This window comes from Streptomyces sp. NPDC088354, from assembly GCF_044753585.1.
Classification (GTDB): domain Bacteria; phylum Actinomycetota; class Actinomycetes; order Streptomycetales; family Streptomycetaceae; genus Actinacidiphila.
This window is the reverse complement of the sequence record NZ_JBIVNJ010000007.1, coordinates 263776-289552: the sequence shown is the minus strand read 5'-3', so window position 1 is coordinate 289552 and position 25777 is coordinate 263776. Positions and strand designations below refer to the sequence as shown.

Sequence of the window (25777 nt, the reverse complement as noted above, 5' to 3'; positions counted from 1 at the left end):
TCAGCCCGTCGGCGGTGGTGGCCTGAGGGTGGCAGGGCGCGCACGGGCGGGGCGCCGGCGGCCGGTGTGCCGTACTCGACGCGGGAACGGGGGCAGGGACATGCGGACCGTTCGGTTCCCCTGCCGGGACGTCCCGGCGCTCGGGCAGGGCACCTGGTACCTGGGGGACGACCCGGACCGCCGGGACGAGGAGATCGCCGCACTGCGGCTGGGCCTGGACCTGGGCATGACGCTGGTGGACACGGCGGAGATGTACGGCGACGGCGCCGCCGAGGAACTGGTCGGGCAGGCCATCGCCGGACGCCGCGAGGAGGTCTTCCTGGTCGGCAAGGTGCTGCCCTCCCACGCCGACCGCCGCGGCACCGTCGCGGCCTGCGAGGCGAGTCTGCGCCGGCTCGGCACGGACGTCCTGGACCTGTACCTGCTGCACTGGCGCGGCCGCCGTCCCCTGGCCGAGACCGTCGCCGGCTTCGCCGACCTGATGTCCGCGGGCAAGATCCGCTCCTGGGGCGTGAGCAACCTCGGCGTCGGCGACATGACCGAGCTGGCCGAACTGCCCGGCGGCGACGCGGTCTCGGCCGACCAGGTGCTCTACAACCTCGCGCGCCGCGGTATCGAAGCGGACCTGCTCCCTTGGTGCCGGCGCGGCGGAGTGGCCGTCATGGCCTACTCCCCGCTCGAGCAGGGCCGGTTGCTGCGGTCCGCGCCGCTGCGCGCCGTCGCCCGTGAACTGGGCGCCACACCCGCCCAGGTGGCGCTGGCCTGGCTGCTGGAACAGGACGTCGCGGTCATTCCCCGTACCGGCCGTCCGGCACACGTCCGGGACAACCGGGCCGCCGCGGACCTGCGGCTGCCCGAGGACGTGCTCGCCCTGCTGGACGAGGCGTTCCCGCCGCCGAGCGGGCCCGTACCGCTGGAAGTCCTCTGAGGCCGCGGCCGCAACCCCCGCGGGGAGCGGGCCCGTTCACCACGGCGGTGGTCGGCCGGTGTCGCCGCCGGTCAGGGACGGGCAGGGGGATCGGCCGCGAGAGTCCTGCCGCCCGCCCCGGCACGCGGAACACCGCCGACCGCCACCACGCGGATGCCGAAGACGCGGTCGTGACCGGTCCATCCGTCGGCGTGGCGCGACCATTGCTGATCTGCACGCGCTTCCCGGCCGGGTCGAGGACACCACGCGGTGCAGGTACAGCGTCCCCGCGACCCGGGCGAGGACGAAGTCCCCGACCTCCGCTTCGTCGGGTCGACCGGAGCCACGACGCCTGCTGACGACTGCGGGTCAACGGCCCCGGCGAGGAGCCTCCGGGCCGGAACTCCACGGTGGCCCCACCGGCGACCGCGCGGGCAACCGCGTTCGATGCACCCATGGGACGATCGTGGCGCCTCCGGCCGGGCGACCGGTACCGGTTCACGTCCCCCCGGCGGGGGATGGGGCCGCACGTGTGTCACCGGGGATCGGGACACCGGCCGCTGCGGGCGGCGAGGTCCTGCCGGTCCGGGGAGGCGCCGAGCCATTCGCAGAACAACACCGTGGCGTCGTCGCGCAGTTCGCCCGCCTGGTGGTCCACGACGCCGTGCATGAGACGGCACAGGGTCTCCGGGACGGGCAGACGGTCGGCATGGCGCCGGACGAGGAGGTCGACGAGTCCGGTGAGGCCGAACTCGTCCCCCGCGGCCGACCGGGCCTCGGTGATGCCGTCGGTGTACAGCACCAGGCGGTCGCCGGGCTCCAGCCGGGCCCGGCACGCGTCGGGCGCCACGCCCAGGCCCGTGCCCATGGGGTCACCCGGAGCGCAGGCGAGTTCCGCCGCCCAGCGGCCGCCCCTGATGAGCACCGGCGGGTGGTGGCCGCGGTTGACCCACTCCAGGACTCCGGTGCGGGTGTCCGGGCACGCCAGGATGCCCGTGGCGTAACGCGCTCCGTCGAACTGCTCGATGAGCGCCCTCTCGATCTCCTCGGTCGCCCGGACCAGGCCCGCCTGCCGGCGGCGGGCGTTGCGGCCGGCGCCCATCGCGAGTCCCGCGGTCACGCCGGCCGCGGTGTCGTGCCCCATCGCGTCGAAGATCGACAGGTGGACGAGGGGGCCGTCCAGGGCGTAGTCGAAGGCGTCCCCGCCGACCCGGTAGGCCGGCTCCAGCGCCGCGGCGATGACCACCCGGCCGTCCGCGTACGAGCGCGGCGGCAGCAGGCGCCACTGCATCTCGGCAGCCACGTTCATCGTGTCCGCGCGCACGCGACGGGCGTGCAGATCGCTGGAGTCGCGCTTGGCGACCACGATGAGCGCCACCGCGTCGGCGAGCATCTGCACGTCCTCACGCGTCCGCTCGTCGCCGGCCTCCGTGGTGGCGCGCAGCAGGCCCAGCCGCTCCGTGCCGCCGAGCAGGGGCACCCACCACCGGAATCCGCCGCCGGGGCACGCGGAGGCGGCCGACAGGAGCCTGCCGTACTGGTAGGCCCGGCCGGGGACACTGCCCTCGATCCGCAGCTCGGCGCTGGGGTTCCGGTTCCCGAGGCAACCCCGGCCGGTGTCGGCGAGGTTGCGCAGCACGTGCCGCTGGAGGTCGGCGAGATGGACCGAGCCCCGCGGCCGCCGCGTACTCGGCCGCCTTGGCGGGCAGTTGCTCGAGGGCCATCAGGTGGCTGTCGGCCAGCAGGCCTGCCACCATCCGGCAGGCGCGCCGGTCCCTGTCCTGGATCGGTCCCTGTCCGCGGCTGTCACCCCTGCTCCTCACGGCCCGCCCGCGCCGCTCGGCATCGCAGCCGTTCTGCCCGCTTTTCTCATGCTACGCGGCCCCTGCGACGCGACCGTGTGCCACAGGAAGGGCACGCACGGTGGTGAGGACGTGCCCTCGGGCAGGTCCGGACCAGGCGACCGGGTTTCGTCCTGGTTCCGACCCGTATACGGTGACGTGGGAGGTCTGCGATGACGGAATACGACCACATCGTCGTCGGCGGGGGAACCGCCGGATGCGTCCTGGCGGCCCGGTTGTCCGAGAACCCCCACGCCCGAGTGCTGCTCCTCGAGGCCGGTCCCGCGCAGGGGCCCGACGCCGTCGCGGAACCCGCGCAGTGGATGCACCTGATCGGCGGCGACGTGGACTGGGGACACTCCACCACCCTCGTCGGCCACGACGGCGAACGGACCGTGATCCCCTACCCCCGCGGGAAGACGCTCGGGGGGTCGAGCAGCATCAACGGGATGATCCACCTGCGCGGGCACCCGGCCGGCTACGACGCCTGGGAGGAGGCGGGCGCCACCGGCTGGAACCACCGGAGCCTGCTGCCGTACCTGCGGCGCAGCGAACGCACCGAGGGCCGCGATCCGGAGTACCGCGGCACCCAGGGCCCCATGCGCGTGGCTCCGGCACCCCTCGCGCACCCCCTCTCCGCCGCCTGCCTCGGCGCACTCCAGTCCGCCGGCCACCTCCTCACGACCGACATCAACGGCCGCCATCAACTGGGCGGCGGATGGCTGGACCTCAACATCGTCGACGGCGTACGGCAGAGCGCCGCGGACGGCTACCTGCGGCCCGTGCTGGACCGGGCCAACCTGACCGTGCGCGCCGAGGCGCTCGTCCGCAGGCTCCTGTTCGACCGGGGACGCTGCACGGGTGTCGAGTACGACCGGGAGGGCCGCACCCGACGGGCGTCCGCCGGCGAGGTCGTGCTCGCCGCGGGGGCCGTCGGCTCCCCCCAGTTGCTCATGCTGTCCGGGGTCGGACCGGCCGACGACCTGCGGCGCCTGGGCATCGACGTCACGGCGGACTCCCCGGGGGTGGGGGCGAACCTGCACGACCACCCCATCAGCGTCGTCAACTTCCGTGCGGCAAGGACGCTCTCCGCGCCCACCGGCCCCGCTTTCGACGCCGCCGCGACCCTGTGCAGCGACCGCTCGTCGACCGTCCCCGACCTGCAGATCCTCTTCTTCAGCCGGTCGTACGCGCCTCCCCCGCTGACCGCGGCGGAAGGCGGCTTCAGCTTCGTCGTGGGCCTGATGGCACCCGACAGCCGCGGATCGGTACGGCTCTCGGGTCCCGACCCCCGCGACGCCCCCGTCGTCGACCCCGGCCTCCTGACCGAGCGCCCGGACGTCGACCGGCTGGCCGAGGGCATCGAGCTGGCGCGGGACATCGGGCGGCAGCGGTCCCTGGACGCCTGGCGCGGGGAGGAGGCCCTGCCCGGCGGCGACGTGCGGGACCAGGCCGGGCGGCGCGCGTACGTGCGGCACAGTGTGGGCAGCTACTACCACCCCGTGGGCACCTGCCGCATGGGCTCCGACGACCACGCCGTCACCGACCCGCAGCTGAGGGTCCGCGGCGTCGACGGTCTGCGCGTCGCCGACGCCTCCGTCATGCCGTCCATCGTGTCCGCCAACCCCCATGCGACCGTGCTGGCCGTGGCGGAACGGGCGGCCAACCTCATCCGGAACCCGCAACCGCGCGAAGGAGGGACCACCGGGCCATGAGTCCGTTCCTCCGGGAAGGCACCGCCATGACCCGCACCCTCTGGAGCGGGCGTCCGTGAGCGCGCGTTCCGCGGCCCTGGGCCCCGCCGTGGTGGCGGGACTGGTCCTGGCCCTCGTCGCGCCCGGCTCCCCCGACGCGGCCGCGGCCCCGCCCGCCTGGCCCGGGACACTCGTGCGGCTCTACGCCGAGCGGCTGGCGGCGGCGGACACCGTGGCGGCGGCCAAGTGGGGCACGGACCAGCCCGTCGACGATCCGGCCCGCGAGCGCCGGATCCTCGCCGGGGCGGCGGAACGGGCCAGGGCCCTCGGCGTGAGCCCGGCGCTCGCCATGCGGGTCCTCGCCGATCAGATCGAGGCGGGCAAGCTGGTGCAGCGCGGTCTGTACGGGTTCTGGGCACGCCATCCCGCGCAGCGCCCCCGCACGCGGCCCGATCTGGCCCGGACGGTCCGGCCGCGACTGGACCGCGTCGACGCCGAACTGCTGCGCGCTTTCGTGGCCGCCGGACCCGGTCCCGCCGGTGAGCGGTGCGCGACCCTGATGGCCCGCGCCGCTGCCGCCCGGGCGGCAGCGGACCGGCTGGACGCGCTGCACCGGCTGGGCCTGGCGCGCGCCTGGGAGCACACCTGCGCGGGCGCCGCCGGCTGACCGTGCGGCCCGGCCCGGGCGGGATGCCCGGGTCGGTCAGACCGCCGTCGCGGCCGGGTGCTTGAGCCGCTCCGCGACCGTCCTCAGGAGTTCGTCGGAGAACTGCGGGTCCGCGACCGCCCGCGACATCAGGATGGCGCCGACCATGGCGCTCAGCGTGAGCATCGCGTCGGCCCGGGTCTCCTCGGGGTCGTCGCCCTGCGCGGCCTCGCCGATCAGCTCCAGGTAGCCGTGCACCTGCTTCTCGTACGCCTCCTTCATCTCCACCACGCCGCGGCCCGCCGCGGCGCCGAGGGTCACCAGGGCGCAGCCTGTACCGGGGGCGTCACGGTGGCGGGTGCTGAGATAGGCGTCGATCAGGCCGGTGCGCGGCTCCTCGGGGTCGCGGCGCGCGGCATCGGCCATTTTGGCCTCGCCGTCCTCCAGGGCCAGGGTCGCGGCCTGGACCATCAGTTCGTCGCGGGACGCGAAGTGCTTGTAGAACCCGCCGTGGGTGAGACCTGCCTCTTTCATCAGGTCCGCGACACCCGGGGCGGTCATGCCCTCCTCGCGGATACGACGGGCGGCGATCCGGAGGACGCGCTCGCGCGATTCCGCCTTGGCTGCCTGGGAGTGACCCATCTGAAGACCTCCCGTATGTCGTTCAGGCTGCACCGGTCAAGCGTGGATGATGGGCATCATACACCCCGGGTGCGGGCCGGGGCTCAGGCAGGGGCGCCGCCGCTGCCCGGCACGCGCTCCCAGACGAGGACGCCGTCGCGCCGCGCACCCCAGATGGGAGCGGGCTCACGCAGCGCCAGACGGAGCCTCGGACCCTCCCAGCCGACGGCCCTGACCTGGGGGACGCCCACCCAGTTGGGGAAGAGACTGAGCTCCACGTGATGGACCACGACATCGTCCTCGGGCACGTCATAGGTCCCCCCGTAGGCCAGGTAGCCGAGGGCCGCCGCCGACAGCTCCTCGGGCCGGCCCCTCTCCAGGCGCCCCTCGCGAAAGGCGGGGCGGCCCGGACGCATGATCTGGGCCGACATGTGACCGCTGGGGGTGTACACGATCAGCCCTTGGGGCCGGGACCCGAAGGGCTCGACGACGTCGCCGCCGTCGACCGCGGTCGCCTTGTAGGACACCAGGCGCCATGCGCCGATCAGGGCCTTGCGCAGTTCCTCGGGATTCATGTCGTTCCTCCTCGGTCGGCCGACCCGCTCGGCCCTCGGGCGACTCGGGTGCAATGTGGATGATGGACATCATACAGAATTCCGCTCCCGGCACCCCGAGCTTGACGATCTGGATGACGCGAGTAATCCTGACTGTGGATGACAGAGATCCTCCACAATTTTGGAGTCACGCCCATGACCACCCCGTACGCCCCCACCCGCACCGCCGTCCTCCTCGTCGACCCCTACAACGACTTCCTCGCCGACGGCGGCAAGGTCTGGCCCCTCCTGGAACCCGTGGCCACCGAGGTCGGCCTGCTGGACAACCTCCGCGCCGTCGTCGCCGCCGGCCGCCGGGCGGAGCTTCCGGTCTTCTTCGTCCCGCACCGCCGCTGGCAGGAGGGCGACTACGAGGACTGGGACCACCCCAACCCCACCCAGCGGATCGTGCAGGAACGCCGCACCTTCGCGCTGGGGACCTGGGGCGGGGAGTTCCACCCTGACTTCCGGCCCGCGGAAGGTGACGTCGTCGTCCAGGAGCACTGGGCGCAGAGCGGCTTCGCCAACACCGATCTGGACTTCCGGCTCAAGCAGCGCGGTATCACCCATGTCGTCGTGATCGGCCTGCTCGCCAACACCTGCATCGAGTCCACGGGCCGCTACGCCATGGAACTCGGCTACCACGTCACCCTCGTCCGCGACGCCACCGCGGCCTTCCTGCCGGAGATGATGCACGCCGCCCACGAGCTGAACGGCCCCACGTTCGCCCACTCCATCACCACCACCCAGGACCTGGTCCTGGCCCTCGAGGACGGAGCCCACCGACATGGCTGACATGGCACTGACCGGAGACATGCTGATCGGCTCGTCCTCCGTGCCGGCGACCGGCGCGACGATGCGGGCGCTGAACCCCGCGACAGGCCGTGAGATCGAGCCCCCCTTCGCGCTCGGCGGCGCGGCGGAGGTGGACCGTGCCGCGCGGCTGGCCGACGAGGCCTTCGACAGCTACAACCGCACCGGCCTGCGCGAGCGCGCCGCGTTCCTGGAGCTGATCGCGGACCGGCTGGACGCCGTCAACGCCGAACTGGCCGGGCGGACCGCACTGGAGACCGGCCTGCCCGCCGCGCAGCTCTCCGCGGAGGCGACCAAGGCCGCCGGGCAGTTCCGGCAGTTCGCCGAGGTCGTGCGGCAGGGCCGCTTCCGGCACGCCACGGTCGACCCGGCGCAGCCCGACCGGCAGCCGCGGCCGCGCGCGGACCACCGCATGCAGAAGATCGCGATCGGCCCGGTCGCCGTCTTCGGCGCGAGCAACTTCCCCATCTCGTACTCCGTCGCCGGCGGTGACACCGCCTCCGCGCTGGCCGCGGGCGCCCCGGTGATCCTCAAGGCCCACAACGCGCACCCGGGCTCCTCCGAGATCCAGGCCCGTGCCATCCGCGGCGCCGTCGCCGACAGCGGACTGCACGAAGGCGTCTTCTCCATGGTCCGCGGCGCGGGCAACGAGATCGGTGAGGCCCTGGTGGACCACCCGCTGATCAAGGCGGTCACCTTCACCGGCTCCGAGGCCGGCGGCATGGCGCTGTACCGGCGGGCCCAGCTGCGCCCCGAACCGATCCCGGTCTTCGCGGAGATGACCAGCGTCAACCCGACCTTCGTCCTGCCGTCGGCACTCGCCGCCCGCGGCGCCGAGGTCGGCGACGGCTTCGCCGAGCGCATGCTCGTCAACGTCGGCCAGGCGTGCCTGAAGCCGGCCCTCCTGCTCGCGATCGACGGCCCGGGCTACGCCGCGATGCGCGACGCCGCCGTCGCGCGCGTGGGCGCGATGCACGCGCGCACCATGCTGACGCCGGGCATCCACGACGCCTACGAGCGGGGCGGCCGGCGGCTGCGCGACGCCGGTGCCACGACGCTGGTGGAGGGCCCGGAGCCGCAGGGCGCCTGGGAGGGCCGCTCCCAGTTGCTCGAGGTCGACGGCGACCGCTTCCTCGCCGAATCCGGTCTGGCCGACGAGGTCTTCGGGCCGTCGGCGCTGGTGGTCCGGCTGACGGGCATGGACCAGCTCCTGGAGGTGGCCCGGAGCCTGCGCGGCCAGCTCTCGGCGGCGATGCACATCGACGAGCCCGACCACGCGGCCGCCGCGCGCCTGCTGCCGGTCCTCGAGCGGCGCACCGGCCGGATCGTCGTGAACGCCTTCGCCCATCCGCAGGAGGTCGCTCACGCCACCGTCCACGGCGGCCCGTTCCCGGCCACGACCGACAGCCGCTTCACCTCGGTCGGCATGACCGCGATCGACCGCTTCCTGCGGCCGGTCACCTACCAGGGCTTCCCGGACGCCCTGCTGCCCGAGGCGCTGGGCGCCGGCAACCCCCTGGGCCTGTGGCGGCTGACCGACGGGCAACTGGCCCGCGGCTGACCCCACGACCCTGCGGCGGGGCCCTCCTCCGGGAGGGCCCCGCGGTCGTGTCCCGAGGGCTTGCCCCTCCCGTGGCGGGAGGTCGTAGCGTTGCGGACGTGATCGGGAACGACACCACCGGACTCCGGTGGAGCATCGGCGAGCTGGCCAGGGCCGGCGGCGTCACCGTGCGGACGCTGCACCACTACGACGAGATCGGCCTGGTGCGGGCGAGCGAGCGCACCGCCTCGGGGCACCGCCGCTACACCGAGGGCGACCTGCACCGCCTGTACCGCGTAAGGGCGCTGCGGACGTTGGGCCTGTCCCTGGAGGAGATCGGGGACGTGGTGGACGGCGCGCCGGACGACCTCCCGGCGATGCGCGCGGTGCTGGGCGCCCAGTTGGAGGAGCTGCGACGGCAGGGCGAGCGGATCGGCCGGATCACCCAGCAGGTCCGCGGCCTTCTGCGGCAGTTCGACGGGGAGTCGATTCCCGATCCGGACCAGTTCATGACGACCTTGGAGATGATCTCTGTGCTGGACGGGTACTTCACGCAGGAGCAGCAGGACCAACTGGCGCGGCGCCGGGCGGAGCTCGGCCCGCAGGCCGTCGACGCGGCGCGGACCCGGTGGTCCGGCCTCGTCGAGGAACTGCTCGCCCACGTCGACGCCGGCACCGCGCTGGACGACCCTGGGGTGCGGCGGCTCGTCAGGGAATGGGACGAGCTGGGGTCCGCCTTCCACACCGGCGGGCAGGGCACCGAGGAGGCCGCGCGGCGGATGTGGCAGGACCACGGCACCGACCTCGGCCGGGGGCTGCCCTGGTCCGCGGAGCGGATGGCCGGGCTGGTCGGCTACCTGGAGCGGGCCCGGCGGGCGCACTGAACGGCGATGCCGCGTGTCCGCACGTCGTCGCACGTCGTCGCACGTCGCGGGCGTCCGCCGGCTCCAGGGGTGTCCGCCGCGGCTTTCCGTCGTGACGGGCCCACACTGGCTCCGTGAACGATGAGTTGAGGGCCGTGCACGAGCGGCTGGCGCGGATCGAGGAACTGCTCACGAATGCCCCGGAGGGGACCGCCGGCGAGCCGGCCTGGCGCCGCCGCACGCGAGTGGAGGGGCGGGGGGCGGTGTCGGTTGCCGTACTGGTCGCCATCGTCCTCCAGTTGGTGCTGCCGGACCGCCTGGCCATCCATCCGCGGTGGCTCCTGCCCGGGCTCGAGCTCCTGCTGCTGGTGGCCCTGTTGCCGGCCACCCCGTCCCGCGCCCGGGAGATGGGCCCGCTCCTGCGTGCCGGGGGGCTGTCCCTGGCCTGCGCGGTCAGCGTGGCCAACGGCTGGTCGGCGGTGCGGCTGATCCAGCACCTGGTGCGCGGGACCGAGGAGAGCGACGCGCAAGCGCTGCTGCTGGGCGCGGCGTCCATCTGGATCACCAACATCATCGTCTTCGCGCTGTGGTACTGGGAGTGGGACCGCGGCGGACCGGTCGCCCGTGCCGCGGGAGCCAGCGACACCCCGGACTTCCTCTTCCCGCAGATGCAGAGCCCGGATCCGGTGCACCACGAGTGGGAGCCGGCCTTCGCCGACTACCTGTACGTGTCGTTCACCGACGCGACCGCCTTCAGCCCCACCGACACGATGCCGATGACCCGTTGGGCCAAGCTGCTGATGGCTTTTCAGTCGATCGTGTCGCTGCTGACCCTGGCCCTGGTGGTCGCCCGGTCGGTGAACATCCTCAAGGCGTGAACCGCAGGCGTACGGCTTCGCACCACCGTCGCGGGCCGTGCGCCGCGGCGGGACGGGCGGCGGGAGCAAGGCCCTTGAGGACCGCGGTGGCGACCAGTGCGTACGCGACGTGCGGGACGATGTCGGCGGCCCAGTCCGACGCGGACCAGGTGCGGGGGTCGGTCACGCGCAGCACGGTCATGGGGCCGTTGGTGCCGATCAGGCACAGGACTCCCGCCGTCGCGGTGAGTACGGCGGTGCCCGGCCGCCAGCCGGCGGCGGTGGCCAGTCCCAGCGTGGCGCCCATTCCGACGCCTGCGGCGATACCGGTGAGCGGGCCCAGGCCGGCGATGCGGTTCTCCCGGACGTCGGGCGTCCCGGGGACCGGGACGTGCACCACCTGCGAGAGCCGCTCGACCGTCACCGCAGGGGTGCTGCTGGCGCCCCGGCCCCGTACGACCATGTCCAGGTAGCCGACCGTGTCCAGGGCCGTGCACCCGGCGGCCCCCGCGGCCGCTCCCCGCAGCACGCCGCGCAGGAGCCCGACGGCGGCCGGGACCGCGGCCGCGCCCTGCCGCCCGCACGATCCGTACGTGCGGCGGACGAGGAACAGGGGGCAGGTGACACGCATGTCATCCAGTAAGGCACCGAACGGTGGCGTACGCCACCGGAACCGGGCGGGGGCCGTGGACGTTCCGCACCCGGCCCTCGACCGGGACGGGAGCCGTCCGCGGCTCAATCGTCGTCCGTGACCCCCTCCACGGCCTCGCGGACCTCCGGGTCCGGGTCGTCCGCGAGAGCGCCCAGCAGCTCGGCGACCCCGGGGGTGGTCCAGTGGGCGACCGCCCGCACCAGGTCCTGCCGCACACCGGGGTCGGGGTGCGCGGCAAGTCGGCGCACCTGGGCGAGCGGACCCCGCCGGCGCATCCCGAACCAGTGCAGCGCTTCCCGGAGGACGACCGGGTCACCGGGGTCTCCGGCCGCCGCGACCCGGGCCGGCAGGACAGGGACCGGCGGCGCCGGGCCGTCCAGCGGATGCGGAGCCGTTCCGGCAGGTGCCGCGACCCGTACTCGCCGCGCACCCGGCAGCCGGAACAGGTGCAGGGGCGTGTCCCGTGCGCGCCGGGCCGGTAGCGCCGGCCCGTCACCTGGGGCGCGGTGCGCGTGCGGTGCACTTCGCGCGGGTGGACCGCCCGCGGCACGAACACCTCCAGCCCCGCGGGTCCGGCAGCGCGGCGACCCGCCGCACCGCCTCCACCGCGGTGACGGAGTCCTCCGCACCCCGCGCCCGGTCCGCGGAGTGCCCGACGAGCACCGGCTGGTCGTCGGGCAGGCGGACGTGGACGGCCTCCATTCCTCCCCGGGTCCCGAACCGGGCCGGTCCCCGCAGCCATTGATGGGCGAGGGTGCAGGAGGTCAGCACCGGGAAGCAGTGGACCCCGCGCGCACCACCCCGGCCGCCGCCGCTCGCGCGGATCCCGGACCGGCGGATGCGGGGCGCGTACGCCGCCGAGGTCAGATGCACGAACATCGCCATGCCGGGCAGGGCAGTGCGCCGCGCACGACGACCACGGTGCGGGGCGCCGCCGGAACCGGGCGACGGCCCGCGCCCGTGCACCGGCTACGCCGTGCCCGATGCCTGCCGGGCGATCCGCTCCAGCCGGGCGCGGTGGTCCCGCCACCACTGCTCGTCGCCCTGGGCCATGCTGTCGTTGCCCTCGTTCATTCCCACGGCGCCGTCGATGAGTTCCCGGACGATGTCGGCGTGCCCGGCGTGCCGGTGGGTGTCGGCGATCACCCGCACCAGGACGTGGAGCAGCGTCACCTCGTCGCGGCCCGGCGGCCACCACGGCACCCTGCCGGTCGCGTCCAGGGCCAGCGCGTCCACGGTGGCGTCGGCGTGCGCCCACGCCCGGCGGTAGCCCTCGACGATCCGCTCACGGGACTCGTCGGCGCCGGCCCACATGTCCGCGTTGGCCTCGGCGTCCTCCTCCAGCCACGGCGCGGGCCCGCCGGACGGCCGCCCGAAGGTGTCGCCGAGATAGCCCCGCTCGATGGCGGTCACGTGCTTGACCAGGCCGAGGAGATTGGTGCCGGTCGGTGTCAGCGGCCTGCGGATGTCGTACTCGGAGAGCCCTTCCAGCTTCCACAGCAGGGCGTCACGGGCGAGTTGCAGGTACAGGCGGAGGTCAGCCTTGGGATCCGACGTGGTCATCGCACCAGTCTGCCGTTCCCGCGCCGCCGCGCCGGTCAGTCGGCGCCGGTCATGGAGGCGAGGTACGCGAGGGCCTGCGCACTGCGGCTGCCCGGTTCGGGGCTCCCGACGAGCAGTTGCTGGCCCGGGGCGTCGCGGACGTCGAAGGTCTGGTAGGTGAGTTCCACGCGGCCCGCGTCGGGATGGACGAACACCTTGTAGGCACGGGTGAGGCCCGCGGCCATCTGGTCGTTCCACAGCGCCGCGAACTCCTCGGAGCGGACGAGGAGTTCCGAGACGAGGTCGCCGATGTCGGCGTCGTGCGGGAAGCGGGCGGCGTTCAGGCGCAGCGCGTGCACGGTCGCTCCGGCGACCAGCGGCCATTCCACGAACACCGTGCGGGCCGCGGGGTGGGTGAACAGGATCCTGGGCATGTTGGTCTCCGCCCCGAAGGGGGCCAGGAGTGCGCGGGCGAGCGTGTTCGCGGCCAGGACGTCGAAGGCGGGGCCCAGCACGTAGGCGGCGGCCGAGGGAAAGGAGTCGAGCAGGCGCAGCAGGTCCGGGTGGACCCGGTGCCGGGTGCGGTCGGCGGGATGGCCGGGAACGAGCCCGGCGAGAAGGAAGAGGTGGCCGCGGGCGTCCGGGTTCAGCCGCAGGGCACGCCCGAGGGCCTCGATCACCTGGGCGGAGGGGCGGCGTTCACGGCCCTGCTCCAGACGTGTGTAGTAGTCCGCGCTCACGCCCGTCAGGACGGCGACCTCCTCGCGGCGCAGTCCGGCGACCCGGCGGCGTCCGCCGCCGGCCGGCAGGCCCACGTCGGACGGCTCCAGACGGGACCGCGCGGCCCGCAGAAAGGCGCCCAGGTCGTTGTCGGACGGATCGGGCATACGGCTCATGCTACCGCCGCCGCGATCAACGGCCGGGGGACGGGCCGGGGCGTACGGGTCCATGGCTCTCCTCGGCGGAAGGGCGCGGCGGGCGCCGGCGATGTTCCAGTCTGCCGGGGCGACGGCGTCCGGTGCAGGCCGCCGTGGTCCTGGGTGTGCCGCACCCAGGTACCCCGCACCCGGCCCGGCACGGCCTTCCCGCGTCGCTCCCGCGGGCCGAGCATGACGGGGCGGCGCCGCGTCCGCACCCGCCGCACCCACCCCCTCCCCGAAAGGACCTCCGCCTTGGACCACGTACTGGAGATCACGACCTTCGCCCCGGCGCCCGGCCGCACGGCCGCCGACTTCGTGGCCGCCGGTCAGGACATCGACGCCTACCTGGCCCGCCGGCCGGGGTTCCGGGGGCGGACCGTCGCGGTCCGCGAGGACGGCACCGTCGTCGACATCGTGGCCTGGGACACCACCGGGCAGGCGATGGCCTCGGCCCGCGGGATCACCACGGAGATGGGCGGCTCCCCCGTCCACGCCACCATCGACCAGCGGACCGTCGACTGGCAGGTGGCCCGGGTGGCGCACACGACCTGAGCGCCGCCGATCGGACGGTCAGCCGGTCGACGGACCGCGGCCCCGGCGGGCCGGCCCCGGTCCGCCCCCCGTCTTCCTTCTTCCTCGCTTCCTTCCTGCCTTGCCTCCCTTTCCTTCCATCCGTTCGGAGACCGTCGTGCAGCACCCCACCCCTTCCCCTCGCCCCAAGACCGTCCTGGTGACCGGCGCGTCCAGCGGCATCGGCGAGGCCACCGCCCGCCATCTGGCCGCGGCCGGCCACCACGTCGTCCTCGGTGCCCGGCGTGTGGACCGCCTGGCCCGGCTGGTCGCGGAGCTGACCGCCGCCGGCCACAGCGCCGAGTACACGGAACTGGACGTCACCGACGCGGACAGCGTCAACGCCTTCGTCACCGGCGCGCTCACCCGTCACGGACGCGTGGACGTCCTCGTGAACAACGCGGGCGTGATGGCCCTCTCCCCCGTCGCGGCCCTGCGCGTCGACGAGTGGGACCGGATGATCGACGTCAACCTGCGCGGTGTGCTGCACGGCGTCGCCGCCGTCCTGCCCTCCATGCGCGAGGCCCGGTCGGGGCACGTCATCACCGTCGCCTCGACCGCCGCGCTCCGCGTGGACGCGACCGCCGCCGTGTACTGCGCGACGAAGTACGCGGTACGGGCCCTGTCGGAAGGGTTGCGGCAGGAGAACTCCGACATCCGCGTCACGGTCGTCAGCCCCGGCTTCACCCGTTCCGAACTCACCCTCACCGGTGGTGACCCCGAGGCACAGGGCGCGGCCCGGGCCGCCACGGAGATGATCGGCCTCCCGGCGTCCGCCGTCGCGGAGGCCGTCGGTTACGCGATCGCCCAGCCGGCCGGGGTCGACGTCAACGAGATCGTCGTACGTCCCACCGTGCAGAACTGACGGATCATCAACTCTGCTCCACACAGGTGTCTCCGTGGGCCGACGCGAGCGCGCCGAGATCGGGTTCGCCGAACTCGGCGCGCAGGGCGTGGAAGGCGGCGACCTTGTCCTCACCGAACCGGCCGGCCTGTTCCGCGTAGGCGGGGAAGGAGAGGAAGCGCGGCGGCGACGCCTTGGTGTGGAACTTGTCCGCGTACATCACCAGCCTCTCCTCGCGCGTCACCGGCACGTAGTCGGCCGGGGGCAGCGGCAGACCCTGTCGCAGCACGTCGGCCGCGGTGAGGCCGACGCCGGTGTGGCAGGAGCAGAACCGGCACAGCGCCTCGGAAAAGCCCTCGGCGGCGAGGAGTTCGTGGCCGAGGAGGCCGTGGCGCACGTATTTCGCGTGGTCCAGACCGCCGCCGTCGTCGAAGAGCCGGTAGACGCCGATGTCGTGCAGGAGGCATCCCGCGCGCACCAGCTCCTCGTCGACGGCACCGACGCCCGACGCGGGCATCAGCTGTTCGGCGATGCTCCACACGATCTCGCAGTGCGTGAACACCAGGTCGAAGGCTTCGGCGCTGGGCGCGTACTTCTCGTGCAGCGCACGGATCCGCGCCGTGGTGGGGATCGGCATTCCCGGAAGCCTAGGCCCTGTCGTCGCCTTCCCTCCCCCGGCCGTCGGCCCGGGGGAGTCGCCGAACCGTCCGGGTGGCCCCCTGCAAGGACGACTCTCCGCCGGGCAATCCACCGCACCTGGGGCATTCATCAGCGGCCCGCGGGGCCCGCCCTCCGGGCGGCCGCCCATGTGACGACCGGGCCTGTCTACCCGCCGGCCGGTCGTGAGCCCGGCGGGCCCGTGACCGGCCGGGCAGCCGGGCCAACGGGCGCCGGTGCGGTCGGAGTCGGTCCTGCGACCGGGATCACCGGACCTCGCGGGTGGCGGGAAATCGCCGTTCGCGGTGGGCCCGCCGTGCGGGCGCGTGTGATGCTGGTGAGGCAGGTACGACACGGATTTGCGACCGGACCGAGGAAGGGCATGGCAGCCGCAGCATCCCCGCCAGATGTCCCGCCCGTGATCGGGCCGCACACGCCAGGCGGTACCCCGGCCACGGCGCCGGGCGCCGCCCCGGCCCTCGACCTGGAGAGCGTCCGGGCGTCCGCCCTCGTGGTCGACGACGAGGGGCGGATCGTCGCGGCCAACGCCGGGGCCCGGCGGTTGTTCCGAACGTCCGCGGAGGAACTCGCCGGCCAGGACGCCCACGACCTGCTGCACCGGGACAGCGACGGGCATCCCCTTCCCCGCTCCCGCTGCCGGATGAGGGAAGCGCTCCTCACCGAGACCACCGCGCAGAGCGACCTGGGGTGGTTCGCCCGCGGCGACGGCACGCTGCTCGGGTTGTCCTGGCTCATCACGCCCTGCGCGCTCACGCCGGGGACCACCGGGGCGCTGGTCCTGCTGCACGAGGTGCGGCAGCCGGCCACCATGCCACCCGGCGCCGGGACCGCACACCCGCCGCTGTCCGAACTCGATCGCCTCACGCTGCTGGCGGAGACGACCACCGGGCTCACCTCGACCCTCGACGTCGACGAGGCCCTGCGACGGCTGGCGGCGCTCACCGTGCCCCGCCTCGCGGACTGGGCCGTCGTGGACCTGCTGACGGAGGGCGACGAGGTGCGGCGCGCACTGGTCGTGCAGCACGACAACGGCGTGCTCATCGAGCGCACCGATCTGCAGGGGCCCATGCCGCCCGTCCCGCAGGAATCGCCGATGCCGCTGTCGCGCGCGCTGCGCGGCGTCGCGTCGGCCCTGGCGGGCCCCTCGACCTACCAGGGCCCGCCGGATTCCGGTATCGCGGTCGAGCAGCAGCGGCTGTTCACCGCGACGGGCATGCACTCGGCGGCCATCGCGCCCGTCCGCGGGCTCCGGGACGTGCTCGGCGCCCTGACGCTGGGGCGCTCACTGCGACCGGACGCCTTCACCGCGGCCGACCTCCCCCTGCTGGAGGACCTGACCCGCCGGGCCGGTCTGGCCCTGGACAATGCCCGCCTGTACCAGCGGCAGCGCAAGGTGGCCGAGACCATGCAGCGCCATCTGCTGCCGCAGATGCCGACCGTGCCGGGGCTGGAGATGAAGGCGCGCTACGTGCCCGCTCCGGACGCCTCGCAGGTCGGTGGCGACTGGTACGACGCGTTCCCGCTCGCCGACGGGGCGACGGCCCTGGCCATCGGCGACGTCGTCGGTCACGACCTGGAGGCCGCCGGCGGCATGGCACAGCTGCGCAACATGCTGCGTGCTTTCGCCTGGTCGCGACCGGAGAGCCCCAGCGGCGTCGTCACCCAGCTCGACCAGGCCGTCATGCACATCGCCGAGGTCCCCATGGCCACGCTGCTGCTCGCCCGGCTGACCTGCGAGGACGGACTGTGGCGGCTGCACTGGACGAATGCGGGCCACCCGCCGCCCCTGCTGATCACCCACGACGGCCGGACCCGCTACCTCACCGACGCGCACGGCATCCTCCTCGGCACCGGCAGCACCAAGCCGCGCCTCGACGCCGTCGTCACACTGCCGCCCCGGTCCACGCTGATGCTCTACACCGACGGACTCATCGAATCCCCCAGCCATTCGCTGGACCACGGTCTGGACCTGCTCGGCAAACACGCCGCCGCGCTGGCCCGCCGTCCTCTGGACTCCTTCAGCGACACGCTCCTGGAACAGGTCCGCCCCGCGGACAACGACGACGACGTCGCCTTCCTCGCCGTCCGCACGCCCGACGCGGCCCGATGACCGGGCGTGGTGCGAGGGCGATCGAGGCGCCCCCGCACCGCGGACGTCGGAGCGTCAGGCCTTCAGGGCCCGGCTGTGGAGCGCCGTCACGGCCTTGCGTGCCGAGAGGATGGCGCCGTGCTGCCAGGCGTCCATGTAGGACAGCCAGTCGCCGGCGAACAGCACCCGCCCGGCGGGCTCGTTGAGCGGCTTGTAGACGGCGGCGTCCGGGCCGCCGGGGATGCTGTGCCAGGCACCCTCCAGGTGGCGCACGCGCTTCCATGCGATGGAGAAGGAACTGGCCAGTTCGGTCCGGTACTTCTCACCATGGATCTTCACCCCCTGCAGGACGGCACGGGCCTCGCGCTCGGCGGGGGCAAGGGCCGCGTAGGCGTCGGCATTGGCACCGGTGTTGTAGTAGCCGACGATGACGCCGCGTCTGCCGTGGTGGCCGTAGGACGGGTACCAGATGTGGGAGAGGTCCAGATCGGTCTCGGTGATGCCGCCGTAGATCCGGTGATCGGTCTCCCACCACCTGCTGCGGTACTCCAGGCCGATCTTGCCGGCCGAGGAGGGGCGGATCGTGGTGAGCGCGGTCTGCACGTCGGGGCCGAGGTTGTGCGGCAGCTTGGCGAGCAGGTGCGGCGGCATGGCCGCGACGCAGTAGTCCGCCTCCACTTGCCGCGGGCGGCCGTGCGGGTCCGTGTAGCCGACGGTCACGCCCTTCGCCGACTGCACGAGCGAGGTGGCCTGGCACCCGTACCGGAACCGGTGCGATCCGATGGCCCGGGCGAAGGCCTCGGGTATCTGGTCCATGCCTCCCACCGGCTGGAACATCAGCATCGCCTGGTCGAACTCGAACTCGAAGGCGAAGTGCCGTCCGACGCCGGAAGCGAAGACGTCCGAGGCGCTGGGCAGGTCGCCGAGCAGGGCTCCGGGAGTGCCGGCGGCGCCGGGCCAGGTGGTGTAGCCGCGGTTGGCGCCCCCGGCGTACGCCCAGCCCTCGCTCCGGCCGCCGATCTCGCCGAAGCCCTCCAGGAAGGACAGCAGCCGCTCCTTGTCGTCGGCGGTGAGCTCCTTGTCGAGCGCGCCCTGATCGGTGGCCTTGGCGAGCAGTTCGCTGACGTATCCGTAGGTGTCCGCCTTGGCGGTGCGGTAGCGCACCGGCCGGCCCGACTGCATGCCGGCCGACTCGTGGTAGATGTACGCGTCGGCATTGGCGTTGGTGAAGACCTCGATGGGAACGCCGAGTTCACGGCAGTAGTCGAGGGTGATCATCCACTGGGCCAGCCGGGCCGGGCCGGCGTTGAGGTACTGGCCCTCGGAGAAGCGCGCCGTCTGGGTACGGCCGTCGAGGTCGGTGTGGGAGTCCCCGCCGCGCACCGTGTAGTTCCGCCCGCCGGGCCGGTCGCGCGGCTCGAGGATCGTACAGTCGTACCCGGCCTTGCCCAGCTCGTACGCGGTCGTCAGACCGGCCAGTCCCCCGCCCAGGACGACTACCTTGCCCGCGGAACGTCCGGTGAGGTGGAAGTCGGAGGCGCGCGGCGCCCTGAAGTCGGTGCCGCGGCCCGCCGCCTCCGCGGTGGGCGCCAGCCCCATCGCGCCCATGGTGGCGAACATCGCGCCCGCCCCGCCGGTGATGCCGACGGCACGCAGAAATCCCCTGCGGTCGAGTCCTGTTGGCTGCCCCTGCGTCATGAGTCGCCCTCTCTCGATCTGCCGGTGTGCATGCCGATCTTTGAGGCAGCCTGTTACGGGCGTCGTGGCCGAGGCGTCACGGGGCGATTTCGGCGGCCGTGCGCGTGTGAACGGGCGGAAAACGCCTTGCCGTGGCACGAGTTGAGGCGGGACGAACCGGTCCGACGTGGCAAACCCACACGGAGCACGGGCACGGCCGGCTCCGGCACCTCGGGCACCTTGGGCACCTCTTCGAGATCCGACCAGGCGATCAGGCCCGGCTCGGTCGCTCAGGGGGCCGGCCTGCTCGTCGTGCCACAGGTAGAACGTCGCCACGGCATCGAAGCCCGTCTCGCGGACGCGCGGCCGTATCCCTTCGGCGGTCCGCTCGAAGGCTCCGACCACCCGGGACGCGCGATCCACGTGAACAGCGTCCCGGAAGCTTCGCCGCCTGACGCGGACACAGAACCGCCACAGGAAGCGACGTCCGGGACCTCAGGCGTCGAAGCGGTGGGCGAACGGGAGCCCGGGGCACGTACGGCACTCGAAGAAGTACACGCCGCCCAGGTCGCCGAGCACCAGGCCGGGCCCCTCCGATCGGACACCGCGGTCCTCGACCGGAGTCCACGCCTGCCGGGAATCGGACTCCTCCGCGCTCTCCACCGTCAGCAGGTGATCCATAGGCGTCCCGCAGTCCCGGCAGTCCGGCCACCGCGGATCCTGGCACCAGCCGGGGTAGCCGCCCAGCTTGATGCCCGGCGCGGTGGACAGGTGGTCCTGGTACTCCCAGCCCGTCTCTTTCCCGACCTGTTCGAAGCGTGCGTCCAGGGCTTCCCAGAGCTCGTCCGGCAGATCCCAACTCGGGTACTCCGCCACCCGCTCCGGATGCACGACACACGGCCGCGGCACGCGCCCGTACGCGGCCTCCGTCGGTGGCGGCGGCGCTTGCCGCACCGCCTCCCCCACCGCCCCGGCAGACCAGCGGGACGACCCACTGGTGCTCGTGACGCCGCGGACACCAGAGCACCTGGAGGAGATCGCACCCGTCCGGGAAGGGCACGATGTCCGGTACGTCGCGGCGGTGGACCTGGACGACCGGCACCATCGGCGACCCCGGATGCTCGGAGCACTGGGGCCAGGACTCCCGCGCCGGCCACAGCAGCGGACCGCCCACCGAACTGTCGCGGCATGTCGGCTCGCCCGCACGCGGATGCAGCCGCACGGCGTCCCTGCGGAAGGGGACGACCTCCGGAAACAGTGCTTCGACGTTCAGGGGGCGCGACGGGGTTCGACGGGTCACCCGCGGACGCTATCCCTGACCACGGCCCCGGCGCACCGGGGATTCGGCCGACGCCCGGAGCCGGATGCCGTCGCGGCGATGAGTCCCACCGCGCTCACAGGTCTACCTGCCGAGCGGAACAACCAATGCACCGGGAGCACGGCATGGGACTCATCCACATCGAACTGTTCACGACCCTCGACCTCGTCGGGCAGGCGCCCGGCGGCCCCGACGAGGACCCGGTCGGCTTCCCGTTCGGGGGCTGGCAGGCGCCGCTGATGGACGAGGTCGCCGGGGCGCAGGTCGGTGCCGCGTACGAGGGCACGGACGCCCTCCTGCTCGGCCGGCGGACGTACGACATCTTCGCCGCGTACTGGCCGCACCAGAAGGACGGCGAGGACAGCGGGATCGCCACGCTCTTCAACAGCGTCCCGAAGTACGTGGCGTCCCGCGGCAGGCCCGACCTGTCCTGGGCCGGGTCCACGCGGATCGGCCCGGATCTGGCATCCGAGGTGCGCGCGATCCGTGACCGGCACGAGCACGTGAAGGTCGTCGGAAGCCTGAACCTGGTGCAGACCCTCCTGCGCGAGAAGCTCTTCGACCGTCTCGACCTGTGGGTGCACCCGATCATGCTCGGCGTCGGCAAGAAGGTGTTCGACGGTGGCGTGGTGCCCACGAACATCACACTCCTCGAACCGCCGGTGGCCGGCGGGAAGGGCACCGTGTACCTGCGCTACGGGCTCGCCGGCGGTACGCCGGGAACAGGAGACATGAGCGCACCCGATCGCGGGCTCGGGCACGACGACTGAGGCCGCGGGACCGGGCCGAACGCGGTTGTCCACCCGTGCCGGGTCGTGGAAGGGTCAGGGGTCGAGAACCTGGGGCAAGCGGGACGGAGGAAACGGTGAAGACCCGCAACTGGGCCGTCGCGGCGGGGATATCCCTCCTCCTCGCAACTCTGACCTGGGGATACGGCGCCTGGCACATGGTCGCGCTGGACATGGAGGAGTCCTGCACGCTGATCCACCACCAGCGTTACGACCCGGACTACGCCCTCGGCAGCGAGCAGATCTTCCCGCTCACGCAGAAGTGCAACGCGTCGTACGACATGGTGCCCGGCTTCGTGAATCCGTCCATCGTCCTCTTCCTGGGACTGACGGTCCTGTGCGCCGGGGCCGGTGTCGGCGCGGCCGCCCGGCGCCGGCGCCGGGCGGCGGGAACCGGCGCGGTTCGCTGATCGTCCTGCGGGCGTGCCCACCGCTCTCATCCTCGGGTACGCGGGCCGCGACGCCCTGGCGGCCGCGGCGCGCTCCTTCCGCGCCTTCGTCCTGGAACATCCCGGCCGGTACGGCGCGACGATCGGCCTGGAACCGGCCGGCCCGGACGATCCGCCGGCCGGCGCGGGTCAGCGGTCGCTCGGCCCGTTCAGAGCGGTCCTGCGCGGCTACGACATCGCGGAGCCCGACGTGGACCACGCCCTGCGCATGCTCCGCAGCCTCTTCCACGGCTTCGCGACGTTGCAGGCGTCCAACAGCTTCCAGTGGAGCGCCGACATCGACGAGAGCTTCGAGTGGCTGATCACCTTCACCGACCGGGGCCTGCGCGCCACGGCGGAAAGTAAAGGGGCATCAGGTCGTCACTGGAACCCGGCAGAGCGGGACGTCCCAGCCGGTGGGCGGCCACGCGGACGCCCACCCGTGCGCACCGATCAGCACGGCGCCGGTCGCCCCGACCTCGCGGCGCGGCGCCGTACGAGGGCCGGGGAGGCCCCGCCCCCCGCGATCCCCGGGCCCCACCTCAACGCGCCAGGCCGAGCTGGGGAAACGCCTGACGCGCGATGCGATACGGTGCCTCATGGCGTGATGGAAGTCAGCGCCTGTGCAGCACCGCGCGGACTCGGGCCTGCGTGTTCGTTGCCGATGCGGCCGCGCGTGCGAGCACCGCTCCGCCGGGAGCGCCCGCTCTGAGGATGTCAGAGCGTGTTCTTCCGACAGTGCGCGACCGGCCGGCGTCGATCGCACTGCCCGTACGAGCCTCGCCGATCCGTCATCGACCGGGCGCAGGCCTCTTGTTGGAGACGACATGAAAATTCTCCCCGAGATCTCCCGCACGCTGAGTGAGTTCCTGCTCATTCCGGGCCTGACCACGGAGGACTGCACCCCCGACGCGGTCGATCTCGGGGCGCCCCTGGTGCGCCACCGGGTCGGTGAGGAACCGGGGATCCGGGTGGCCACCCCGATGGTGAGCGCCATCATGCAGGCGGTGTCGTCCCCGACGCTGGCGGTGGCGCTGGCGCAGGTCGGCGGCCTGGCGTTCATCCACCAGAACCAGCGGATCGAGGACCAGGCCGCGGACGTGCTGAAGGTGAAGCGGCACAAGGCCGGTTTCCGGACCGGCGACGTCACCGTGGCTCCGCAGACGCCGCTCGGTGAGGTGGCCCGGCAACTGGCGGGCACCGAGCAGGGCGTGGCCGTGGTCACGGAGAGCGGGGACCCGGACGGCGAGTTCCTGGGGATCATCGGCCTCGACGACTTCCATCTGGAACGTCACGGCGCGTCGGAGGCCGCCGGCAACCGGATGCGGGCCCGGGACGGGCTGGTCACCGCGCCGGCCTCGGTGTCGCTGTCCGAGGCGAACGAGCTGATCTGGCGCCACCACGTGGACGTTCTGCCGGTGCTGGAGGACGGGCGGCTCGCCTCCCTGGTCCTCAGGAGCGACTATCAGGCCCACAAGACGTACCACCGTGCGAGTGTCGACGCCGACAAGCGTCTGCGTGTGGGCGCCGGCCTCAATTCCCGTGACTTCAAGGACCGTATCCCGGCACTGGTGGAGGCCGGTGCGGACGTGCTGTGTCTGGACTCCTCCGACGGCTACTCCGTGTACCAGGCCAGGACCCTCGAATTCGCCCGGGACGCGTACGGCGACGACGTTCTCGTCGGTGCGGGGAATGTCGTCGACGGCCGGGCCTTCCGCTATCTGGCCGACGCGGGCGCGGCGTTCGTGAAGATCGGGATCGGCGGCGGGGCCATCTGCACCACCCGGGCGCAGAAGGGCATCGGCCGAGGGCAGGCCTCCGCGCTGCTCGATGTGGTCGAGGCGCGCGACGCCTATGCCCAGGAGACCGGCGTGTACGTGCCGTTGTGCTGCGACGGGGGTCTGCTCAACGACTCGCACATGGCGATGGCGCTGGCGATGGGTGCGGACTTCATCATGCTCGGCCGCTACTTCGCCCGGCTCGACGAGAGCCCGTCGCGGAAGATCCAGATCGGCGGTCAGTGGTACAAGGAGTACTGGGGTGAGGGTTCGCTGCGCGCGCAGAACGAGGCCCGCTACGGTCAGCGCGGCCGGATGGCCTTCGAGGAGGGCGTCGACGGCTACGTGCCCTACGCCGGGAGCCTGTACGACAACGTGGAGCGGACCCGGGCCAAGCTCATCTCCACGATGATCAGTTGTGGGTCGACGAACCTGCGGGACTTCCACCGCGACGCGGTGATCGTTCCGGTCTCCGCGGAGTCGTTCAAGCAGAACGGCGCCGAGGTGCAGTTGCGCAGGCCCGCCATAGACTCCGCGGAGTGAACTGGCCGCTCCGTGTCCCGACCCCCACCGGGGTCGGGACACGGGGCGCGAAGCCGGTTGCGCACGGGGCCGCCAGGCCTGCTGCCGGCGACGGGACGTGCGGACGAACCGCATTGCGTCACCGGACAGGTGCGGGCTCAATCCGGTCGTGGTGCCCGGAGAACACTTGGACGCCCGTTCGTCGGGCGGTCGAGACGGAGGACGCGGAGTGCGGACCCGGAGTCGGCGTATCCCGCCGGGCACACGCCGGCTCGCACTGGGCGAGTACCACGGCCGCGGACCCGCGAATCGGCGCCGCAGGCGTCGACGGCTCGCTCGCACCGGCACCGGCACCCGCACCGGCACCGGTGGCGATCCGAGCGGCGGCGGCCACCTCCCAGGGCGGCCGAGAGGGCCGCCCGGTCATCCCGGGTGCGGACCAGGGGAGCGCGCCGCTCGTGGCCGCGCGAGCGGGGATCCCCATGCCCGGCACGACGGGCGCTGTTGCTCACGCGGGAGAGCCCGGCGCCCGGGGAGGCGTCCGCAGCACGGCATGTCGAGGCGGAAGGCCTTGACGACGGCCGTAGACGTAGGCCTCGGGGGTCGTCCGCCGCGCCCCAGCTGCGGGAGGAGCGGACGGGCCATGGGCAGCGCGGCCCGGTGGATCGCGCGGCGGCGCCCGCGTCGGAGGCCTGCCCGGGGGCCCTGGAAGGCGTGGCCGACCGCCTGGGTCACGTCCGGCGGACGCGCGGCGCGGCTCGCAGTCCCGGCGCCTGCCGTCGCGCTCGGCGAGGCCTTGGGCAGCGGGCCCTCGGAGTGGTCCTCGATCGGAGCTGCACAAAATGTCAAGACTTGCGGCATTTTGTAGGCTTGTCCCATGGAGCGCCGCAAGCAGGCCGCCGCCCGGTCCACGACCGCCCTGGACACAGCGCGTCCGGCCGGCCGCGGACCACGGGCGAGCCTGCGCCAGCAGCAGCGGGACCTCACCCGCAACCGGGTGCTGGACGGGGCGGTCGCCGTCTTCGGCAGGACGTCGTTCGTGCACGCCACGATGGAGGACATCGCCGCGGCGAGCGGCGTCACCAGGGCCACGGTGTACGCGCACTTCGGCGGCAAGGCCGCGATCATCGCCGCGCTGTCCGACCGGGTGTACGACGTCGCCGACGCGCTGTACGCGGATCTCGCCGCCGTCCCGGAGTGGACCCGTGGCGCCGTCCGCGCGTGGCTGGACCGCGCGGCGGCGGACTGGCGGACGCTGGCCCCGACGATCCGGGTGCTCTTCGCCGCCACGCCGTCGGCGGCCGGTGACGACAGCAGCGTCCGGGACCGCTACGTGGCCGCGCACGAACGCTACGTGGATCTGCTGACGCACGACGCCCGGCGCTGGCGGGGCGTCTCCCCCGAGGAAGCCCGGCAGCGGGCGCTGATGGCCGCCCTCCAGACGGGGTCGTTCCTGACCACATGGATCGCGGGCGGTCTGCCGCTGCGCACCGCCGACCCGCTGGACCTGCTCGCCGACGACCTCTGCCACCTGCTCGGGCCCGCGCTGCACCCGCCGCCCGGGCCGCCGTGAGGGCGCCGCAGCACGCCCGCCGA

25 protein-coding genes and 1 pseudogene are annotated in these 25777 nt (G+C 73.4%); 15 read left to right on the top strand and 11 right to left on the bottom strand.

Annotated elements, in window-relative coordinates; translation table 11 throughout:
- Nucleotides 1-100 precede the first annotated feature (100 nt).
- Nucleotides 101-928: an aldo/keto reductase gene (locus ACIP98_RS14455; RefSeq protein ID WP_319657585.1), complete on the top strand. Its 828-nt coding sequence runs from the start codon at nt 101-103 to the stop codon at nt 926-928.
- Between the two features lie 514 nt (nt 929-1442).
- Here the strand turns inward: ACIP98_RS14455 and ACIP98_RS14450 are convergent.
- Complete coding sequence (locus ACIP98_RS14450; protein WP_401975950.1) at nt 1443-2546, bottom strand: PP2C family protein-serine/threonine phosphatase; 1104 nt, start codon at nt 2544-2546, stop codon at nt 1443-1445.
- A gap of 375 nt (nt 2547-2921) precedes the next feature.
- Between ACIP98_RS14450 and ACIP98_RS14445 the strand changes: the two genes are divergently transcribed.
- Together ACIP98_RS14445 and aroQ are read left to right on the top strand one after the other, a co-directional pair.
- Complete coding sequence (locus ACIP98_RS14445; RefSeq protein WP_401975947.1) at nt 2922-4463, top strand: GMC family oxidoreductase; 1542 nt, start codon at nt 2922-2924, stop codon at nt 4461-4463.
- A 55-nt stretch (nt 4464-4518) separates the two neighbouring features.
- On the top strand, nt 4519-5109 hold the full coding sequence (gene aroQ / locus ACIP98_RS14440; RefSeq protein ID WP_401975945.1) for a gamma subclass chorismate mutase AroQ: 591 nt from the start codon (nt 4519-4521) through the stop codon (nt 5107-5109).
- A 36-nt stretch (nt 5110-5145) separates the two neighbouring features.
- Here aroQ and ACIP98_RS14435 read toward each other — a convergent pair whose 3' ends face one another.
- Together ACIP98_RS14435 and ACIP98_RS14430 are read right to left on the bottom strand one after the other, a co-directional pair.
- On the bottom strand, nt 5146-5730 hold the full coding sequence (locus ACIP98_RS14435; RefSeq protein ID WP_319657589.1) for a TetR/AcrR family transcriptional regulator: 585 nt from the start codon (nt 5728-5730) through the stop codon (nt 5146-5148).
- 83 nt (nt 5731-5813) lie between these two features.
- Nucleotides 5814-6284, bottom strand: a complete 471-nt coding sequence (locus ACIP98_RS14430) for a lipocalin-like domain-containing protein (RefSeq protein WP_401975943.1) — start codon at nt 6282-6284, stop codon at nt 5814-5816.
- A gap of 174 nt (nt 6285-6458) precedes the next feature.
- On the opposite strand from ACIP98_RS14430, the gene ACIP98_RS14425 reads away from it, so the two are divergent.
- The 4 genes from ACIP98_RS14425 (at nt 6459) to ACIP98_RS14410 (ending at nt 10396) form a co-directional block, all read left to right on the top strand.
- The gene (locus ACIP98_RS14425; RefSeq protein ID WP_319657591.1) at nt 6459-7097 is read left to right on the top strand and encodes an isochorismatase family cysteine hydrolase; all 639 of its coding nucleotides are present in this window, start codon (nt 6459-6461) and stop codon (nt 7095-7097) included.
- Entirely contained in the window at nt 7090-8676 is a 1587-nt protein-coding gene (locus tag ACIP98_RS14420; RefSeq protein ID WP_401975942.1) for an aldehyde dehydrogenase (NADP(+)), read from the top strand. Before ACIP98_RS14425 ends, ACIP98_RS14420 begins: the two co-directional genes overlap by 8 nt.
- 98 nt (nt 8677-8774) lie before the next feature.
- Nucleotides 8775-9539 (top strand): MerR family transcriptional regulator, encoded by a 765-nt coding sequence (locus ACIP98_RS14415; RefSeq protein ID WP_319657593.1) that lies wholly within the window; start codon nt 8775-8777, stop codon nt 9537-9539.
- A gap of 113 nt (nt 9540-9652) precedes the next feature.
- Nucleotides 9653-10396 (top strand): hypothetical protein, encoded by a 744-nt coding sequence (locus ACIP98_RS14410; protein WP_319657594.1) that lies wholly within the window; start codon nt 9653-9655, stop codon nt 10394-10396.
- On the opposite strand, the gene ACIP98_RS14405 is transcribed toward ACIP98_RS14410, so the two are convergent.
- The 5 genes from ACIP98_RS14405 to ACIP98_RS14385 all read right to left on the bottom strand — a co-directional run bounded on the left by ACIP98_RS14405 (nt 10386) and on the right by ACIP98_RS14385 (nt 13456).
- Complete coding sequence (locus ACIP98_RS14405) at nt 10386-11006, bottom strand: hypothetical protein (RefSeq protein ID WP_319657595.1); 621 nt, start codon at nt 11004-11006, stop codon at nt 10386-10388. The genes ACIP98_RS14410 and ACIP98_RS14405 overlap by 11 nt on opposite strands.
- Nucleotides 11007-11110: 104 nt before the next feature.
- Entirely contained in the window at nt 11111-11302 is a 192-nt protein-coding gene (locus ACIP98_RS14400; RefSeq protein ID WP_319657596.1) for a HEAT repeat domain-containing protein, read from the bottom strand.
- A gap of 217 nt (nt 11303-11519) precedes the next feature.
- Nucleotides 11520-11912, bottom strand: coding sequence for a hypothetical protein (locus tag ACIP98_RS14395; RefSeq protein WP_319657597.1), 393 nt, complete (start codon nt 11910-11912; stop codon nt 11520-11522).
- 84 nt (nt 11913-11996) lie between these two features.
- A complete protein-coding gene (locus ACIP98_RS14390; RefSeq protein WP_319657598.1) occupies nt 11997-12590 on the bottom strand; it encodes a DinB family protein in 594 nt (197 codons plus the stop codon).
- 35 nt (nt 12591-12625) lie between these two features.
- The gene (locus tag ACIP98_RS14385; protein ID WP_319657599.1) at nt 12626-13456 is read right to left on the bottom strand and encodes a helix-turn-helix transcriptional regulator; all 831 of its coding nucleotides are present in this window, start codon (nt 13454-13456) and stop codon (nt 12626-12628) included.
- Nucleotides 13457-13741: 285 nt separating this feature from the next.
- Between ACIP98_RS14385 and ACIP98_RS14380 the strand changes: the two genes are divergently transcribed.
- Together ACIP98_RS14380 and ACIP98_RS14375 are read left to right on the top strand one after the other, a co-directional pair.
- Complete coding sequence (locus ACIP98_RS14380) at nt 13742-14041, top strand: hypothetical protein (RefSeq protein WP_401975938.1); 300 nt, start codon at nt 13742-13744, stop codon at nt 14039-14041.
- Nucleotides 14042-14177: 136 nt separating this feature from the next.
- The gene (locus ACIP98_RS14375) at nt 14178-14924 is read left to right on the top strand and encodes an SDR family oxidoreductase (RefSeq protein WP_401975936.1); all 747 of its coding nucleotides are present in this window, start codon (nt 14178-14180) and stop codon (nt 14922-14924) included.
- A gap of 7 nt (nt 14925-14931) precedes the next feature.
- On the opposite strand, the gene ACIP98_RS14370 is transcribed toward ACIP98_RS14375, so the two are convergent.
- Entirely contained in the window at nt 14932-15540 is a 609-nt protein-coding gene (locus ACIP98_RS14370) for an HD domain-containing protein (protein WP_401975933.1), read from the bottom strand.
- Between the two features lie 402 nt (nt 15541-15942).
- Here ACIP98_RS14370 and ACIP98_RS14365 point away from each other — a divergent pair, with 402 nt between their 5' ends.
- The gene (locus tag ACIP98_RS14365; RefSeq protein WP_401975930.1) at nt 15943-17691 is read left to right on the top strand and encodes a SpoIIE family protein phosphatase; all 1749 of its coding nucleotides are present in this window, start codon (nt 15943-15945) and stop codon (nt 17689-17691) included.
- 54 nt (nt 17692-17745) lie between these two features.
- Here the strand turns inward: ACIP98_RS14365 and ACIP98_RS14360 are convergent, their stop codons facing one another.
- Together ACIP98_RS14360 and ACIP98_RS14355 are read right to left on the bottom strand one after the other, a co-directional pair.
- Nucleotides 17746-19368, bottom strand: a complete 1623-nt coding sequence (locus ACIP98_RS14360; RefSeq protein WP_401975927.1) for a flavin monoamine oxidase family protein — start codon at nt 19366-19368, stop codon at nt 17746-17748.
- Between the two features lie 474 nt (nt 19369-19842).
- A complete protein-coding gene (locus ACIP98_RS14355; RefSeq protein WP_319657606.1) occupies nt 19843-20223 on the bottom strand; it encodes a hypothetical protein in 381 nt (126 codons plus the stop codon).
- Nucleotides 20224-20790: 567 nt separating this feature from the next.
- On the opposite strand from ACIP98_RS14355, the gene ACIP98_RS14350 reads away from it, so the two are divergent.
- The 5 genes and pseudogenes from ACIP98_RS14350 to ACIP98_RS14330 all read left to right on the top strand — a co-directional run bounded on the left by ACIP98_RS14350 (nt 20791) and on the right by ACIP98_RS14330 (nt 25754).
- Nucleotides 20791-21435: a dihydrofolate reductase family protein gene (locus tag ACIP98_RS14350; RefSeq protein WP_319657607.1), complete on the top strand. Its 645-nt coding sequence runs from the start codon at nt 20791-20793 to the stop codon at nt 21433-21435.
- 95 nt (nt 21436-21530) lie between these two features.
- A complete protein-coding gene (locus tag ACIP98_RS14345; RefSeq protein WP_401975924.1) occupies nt 21531-21863 on the top strand; it encodes a hypothetical protein in 333 nt (110 codons plus the stop codon).
- A gap of 28 nt (nt 21864-21891) precedes the next feature.
- Nucleotides 21892-22230 (top strand): annotated as a pseudogene (locus ACIP98_RS14340) (TetR-like C-terminal domain-containing protein); the annotation flags it as partial.
- Between the two features lie 478 nt (nt 22231-22708).
- Nucleotides 22709-24202 carry an IMP dehydrogenase gene (locus ACIP98_RS14335; RefSeq protein WP_319657609.1) on the top strand — a complete coding sequence of 498 codons (1494 nt, stop codon included), beginning with the start codon at nt 22709-22711 and terminating at the stop codon, nt 24200-24202.
- Nucleotides 24203-25058: 856 nt separating this feature from the next.
- On the top strand, nt 25059-25754 hold the full coding sequence (locus ACIP98_RS14330) for a TetR/AcrR family transcriptional regulator (RefSeq protein WP_401975921.1): 696 nt from the start codon (nt 25059-25061) through the stop codon (nt 25752-25754).
- Nucleotides 25755-25777: the final 23 nt, after the last annotated feature.

Excerpts from the sequence above, each read along its gene's own strand:
- ACIP98_RS14455 (WP_319657585.1), top strand. The coding sequence starts at position 101 with ATGCGGACCGTTCGGTTCCCCTGCCGGGACGTCCCGGCGCTCGGGCAG.
- ACIP98_RS14445 (WP_401975947.1), top strand. The coding sequence starts at position 2,922 with ATGACGGAATACGACCACATCGTCGTCGGCGGGGGAACCGCCGGATGC.
- ACIP98_RS14435 (WP_319657589.1), bottom strand. The coding sequence starts at position 5,730 with ATGGGTCACTCCCAGGCAGCCAAGGCGGAATCGCGCGAGCGCGTCCTC.
- ACIP98_RS14430 (WP_401975943.1), bottom strand. The coding sequence starts at position 6,284 with ATGAATCCCGAGGAACTGCGCAAGGCCCTGATCGGCGCATGGCGCCTG.
- ACIP98_RS14425 (WP_319657591.1), top strand. The coding sequence starts at position 6,459 with ATGACCACCCCGTACGCCCCCACCCGCACCGCCGTCCTCCTCGTCGAC.
- ACIP98_RS14420 (WP_401975942.1), top strand. The coding sequence starts at position 7,090 with ATGGCTGACATGGCACTGACCGGAGACATGCTGATCGGCTCGTCCTCC.
- ACIP98_RS14405 (WP_319657595.1), bottom strand. The coding sequence starts at position 11,006 with ATGCGTGTCACCTGCCCCCTGTTCCTCGTCCGCCGCACGTACGGATCG.
- ACIP98_RS14400 (WP_319657596.1), bottom strand. The coding sequence starts at position 11,302 with ATGCGCCGGCGGGGTCCGCTCGCCCAGGTGCGCCGACTTGCCGCGCAC.
- ACIP98_RS14395 (WP_319657597.1), bottom strand. The coding sequence starts at position 11,912 with ATGGCGATGTTCGTGCATCTGACCTCGGCGGCGTACGCGCCCCGCATC.
- ACIP98_RS14390 (WP_319657598.1), bottom strand. The coding sequence starts at position 12,590 with ATGACCACGTCGGATCCCAAGGCTGACCTCCGCCTGTACCTGCAACTC.
- ACIP98_RS14385 (WP_319657599.1), bottom strand. The coding sequence starts at position 13,456 with ATGCCCGATCCGTCCGACAACGACCTGGGCGCCTTTCTGCGGGCCGCG.
- ACIP98_RS14370 (WP_401975933.1), bottom strand. The coding sequence starts at position 15,540 with ATGCCGATCCCCACCACGGCGCGGATCCGTGCGCTGCACGAGAAGTAC.
- ACIP98_RS14365 (WP_401975930.1), top strand. The coding sequence starts at position 15,943 with ATGGCAGCCGCAGCATCCCCGCCAGATGTCCCGCCCGTGATCGGGCCG.
- ACIP98_RS14360 (WP_401975927.1), bottom strand. The coding sequence starts at position 19,368 with ATGACGCAGGGGCAGCCAACAGGACTCGACCGCAGGGGATTTCTGCGT.
- ACIP98_RS14350 (WP_319657607.1), top strand. The coding sequence starts at position 20,791 with ATGGGACTCATCCACATCGAACTGTTCACGACCCTCGACCTCGTCGGG.
- ACIP98_RS14335 (WP_319657609.1), top strand. The coding sequence starts at position 22,709 with ATGAAAATTCTCCCCGAGATCTCCCGCACGCTGAGTGAGTTCCTGCTC.
- ACIP98_RS14330 (WP_401975921.1), top strand. The coding sequence starts at position 25,059 with ATGGAGCGCCGCAAGCAGGCCGCCGCCCGGTCCACGACCGCCCTGGAC.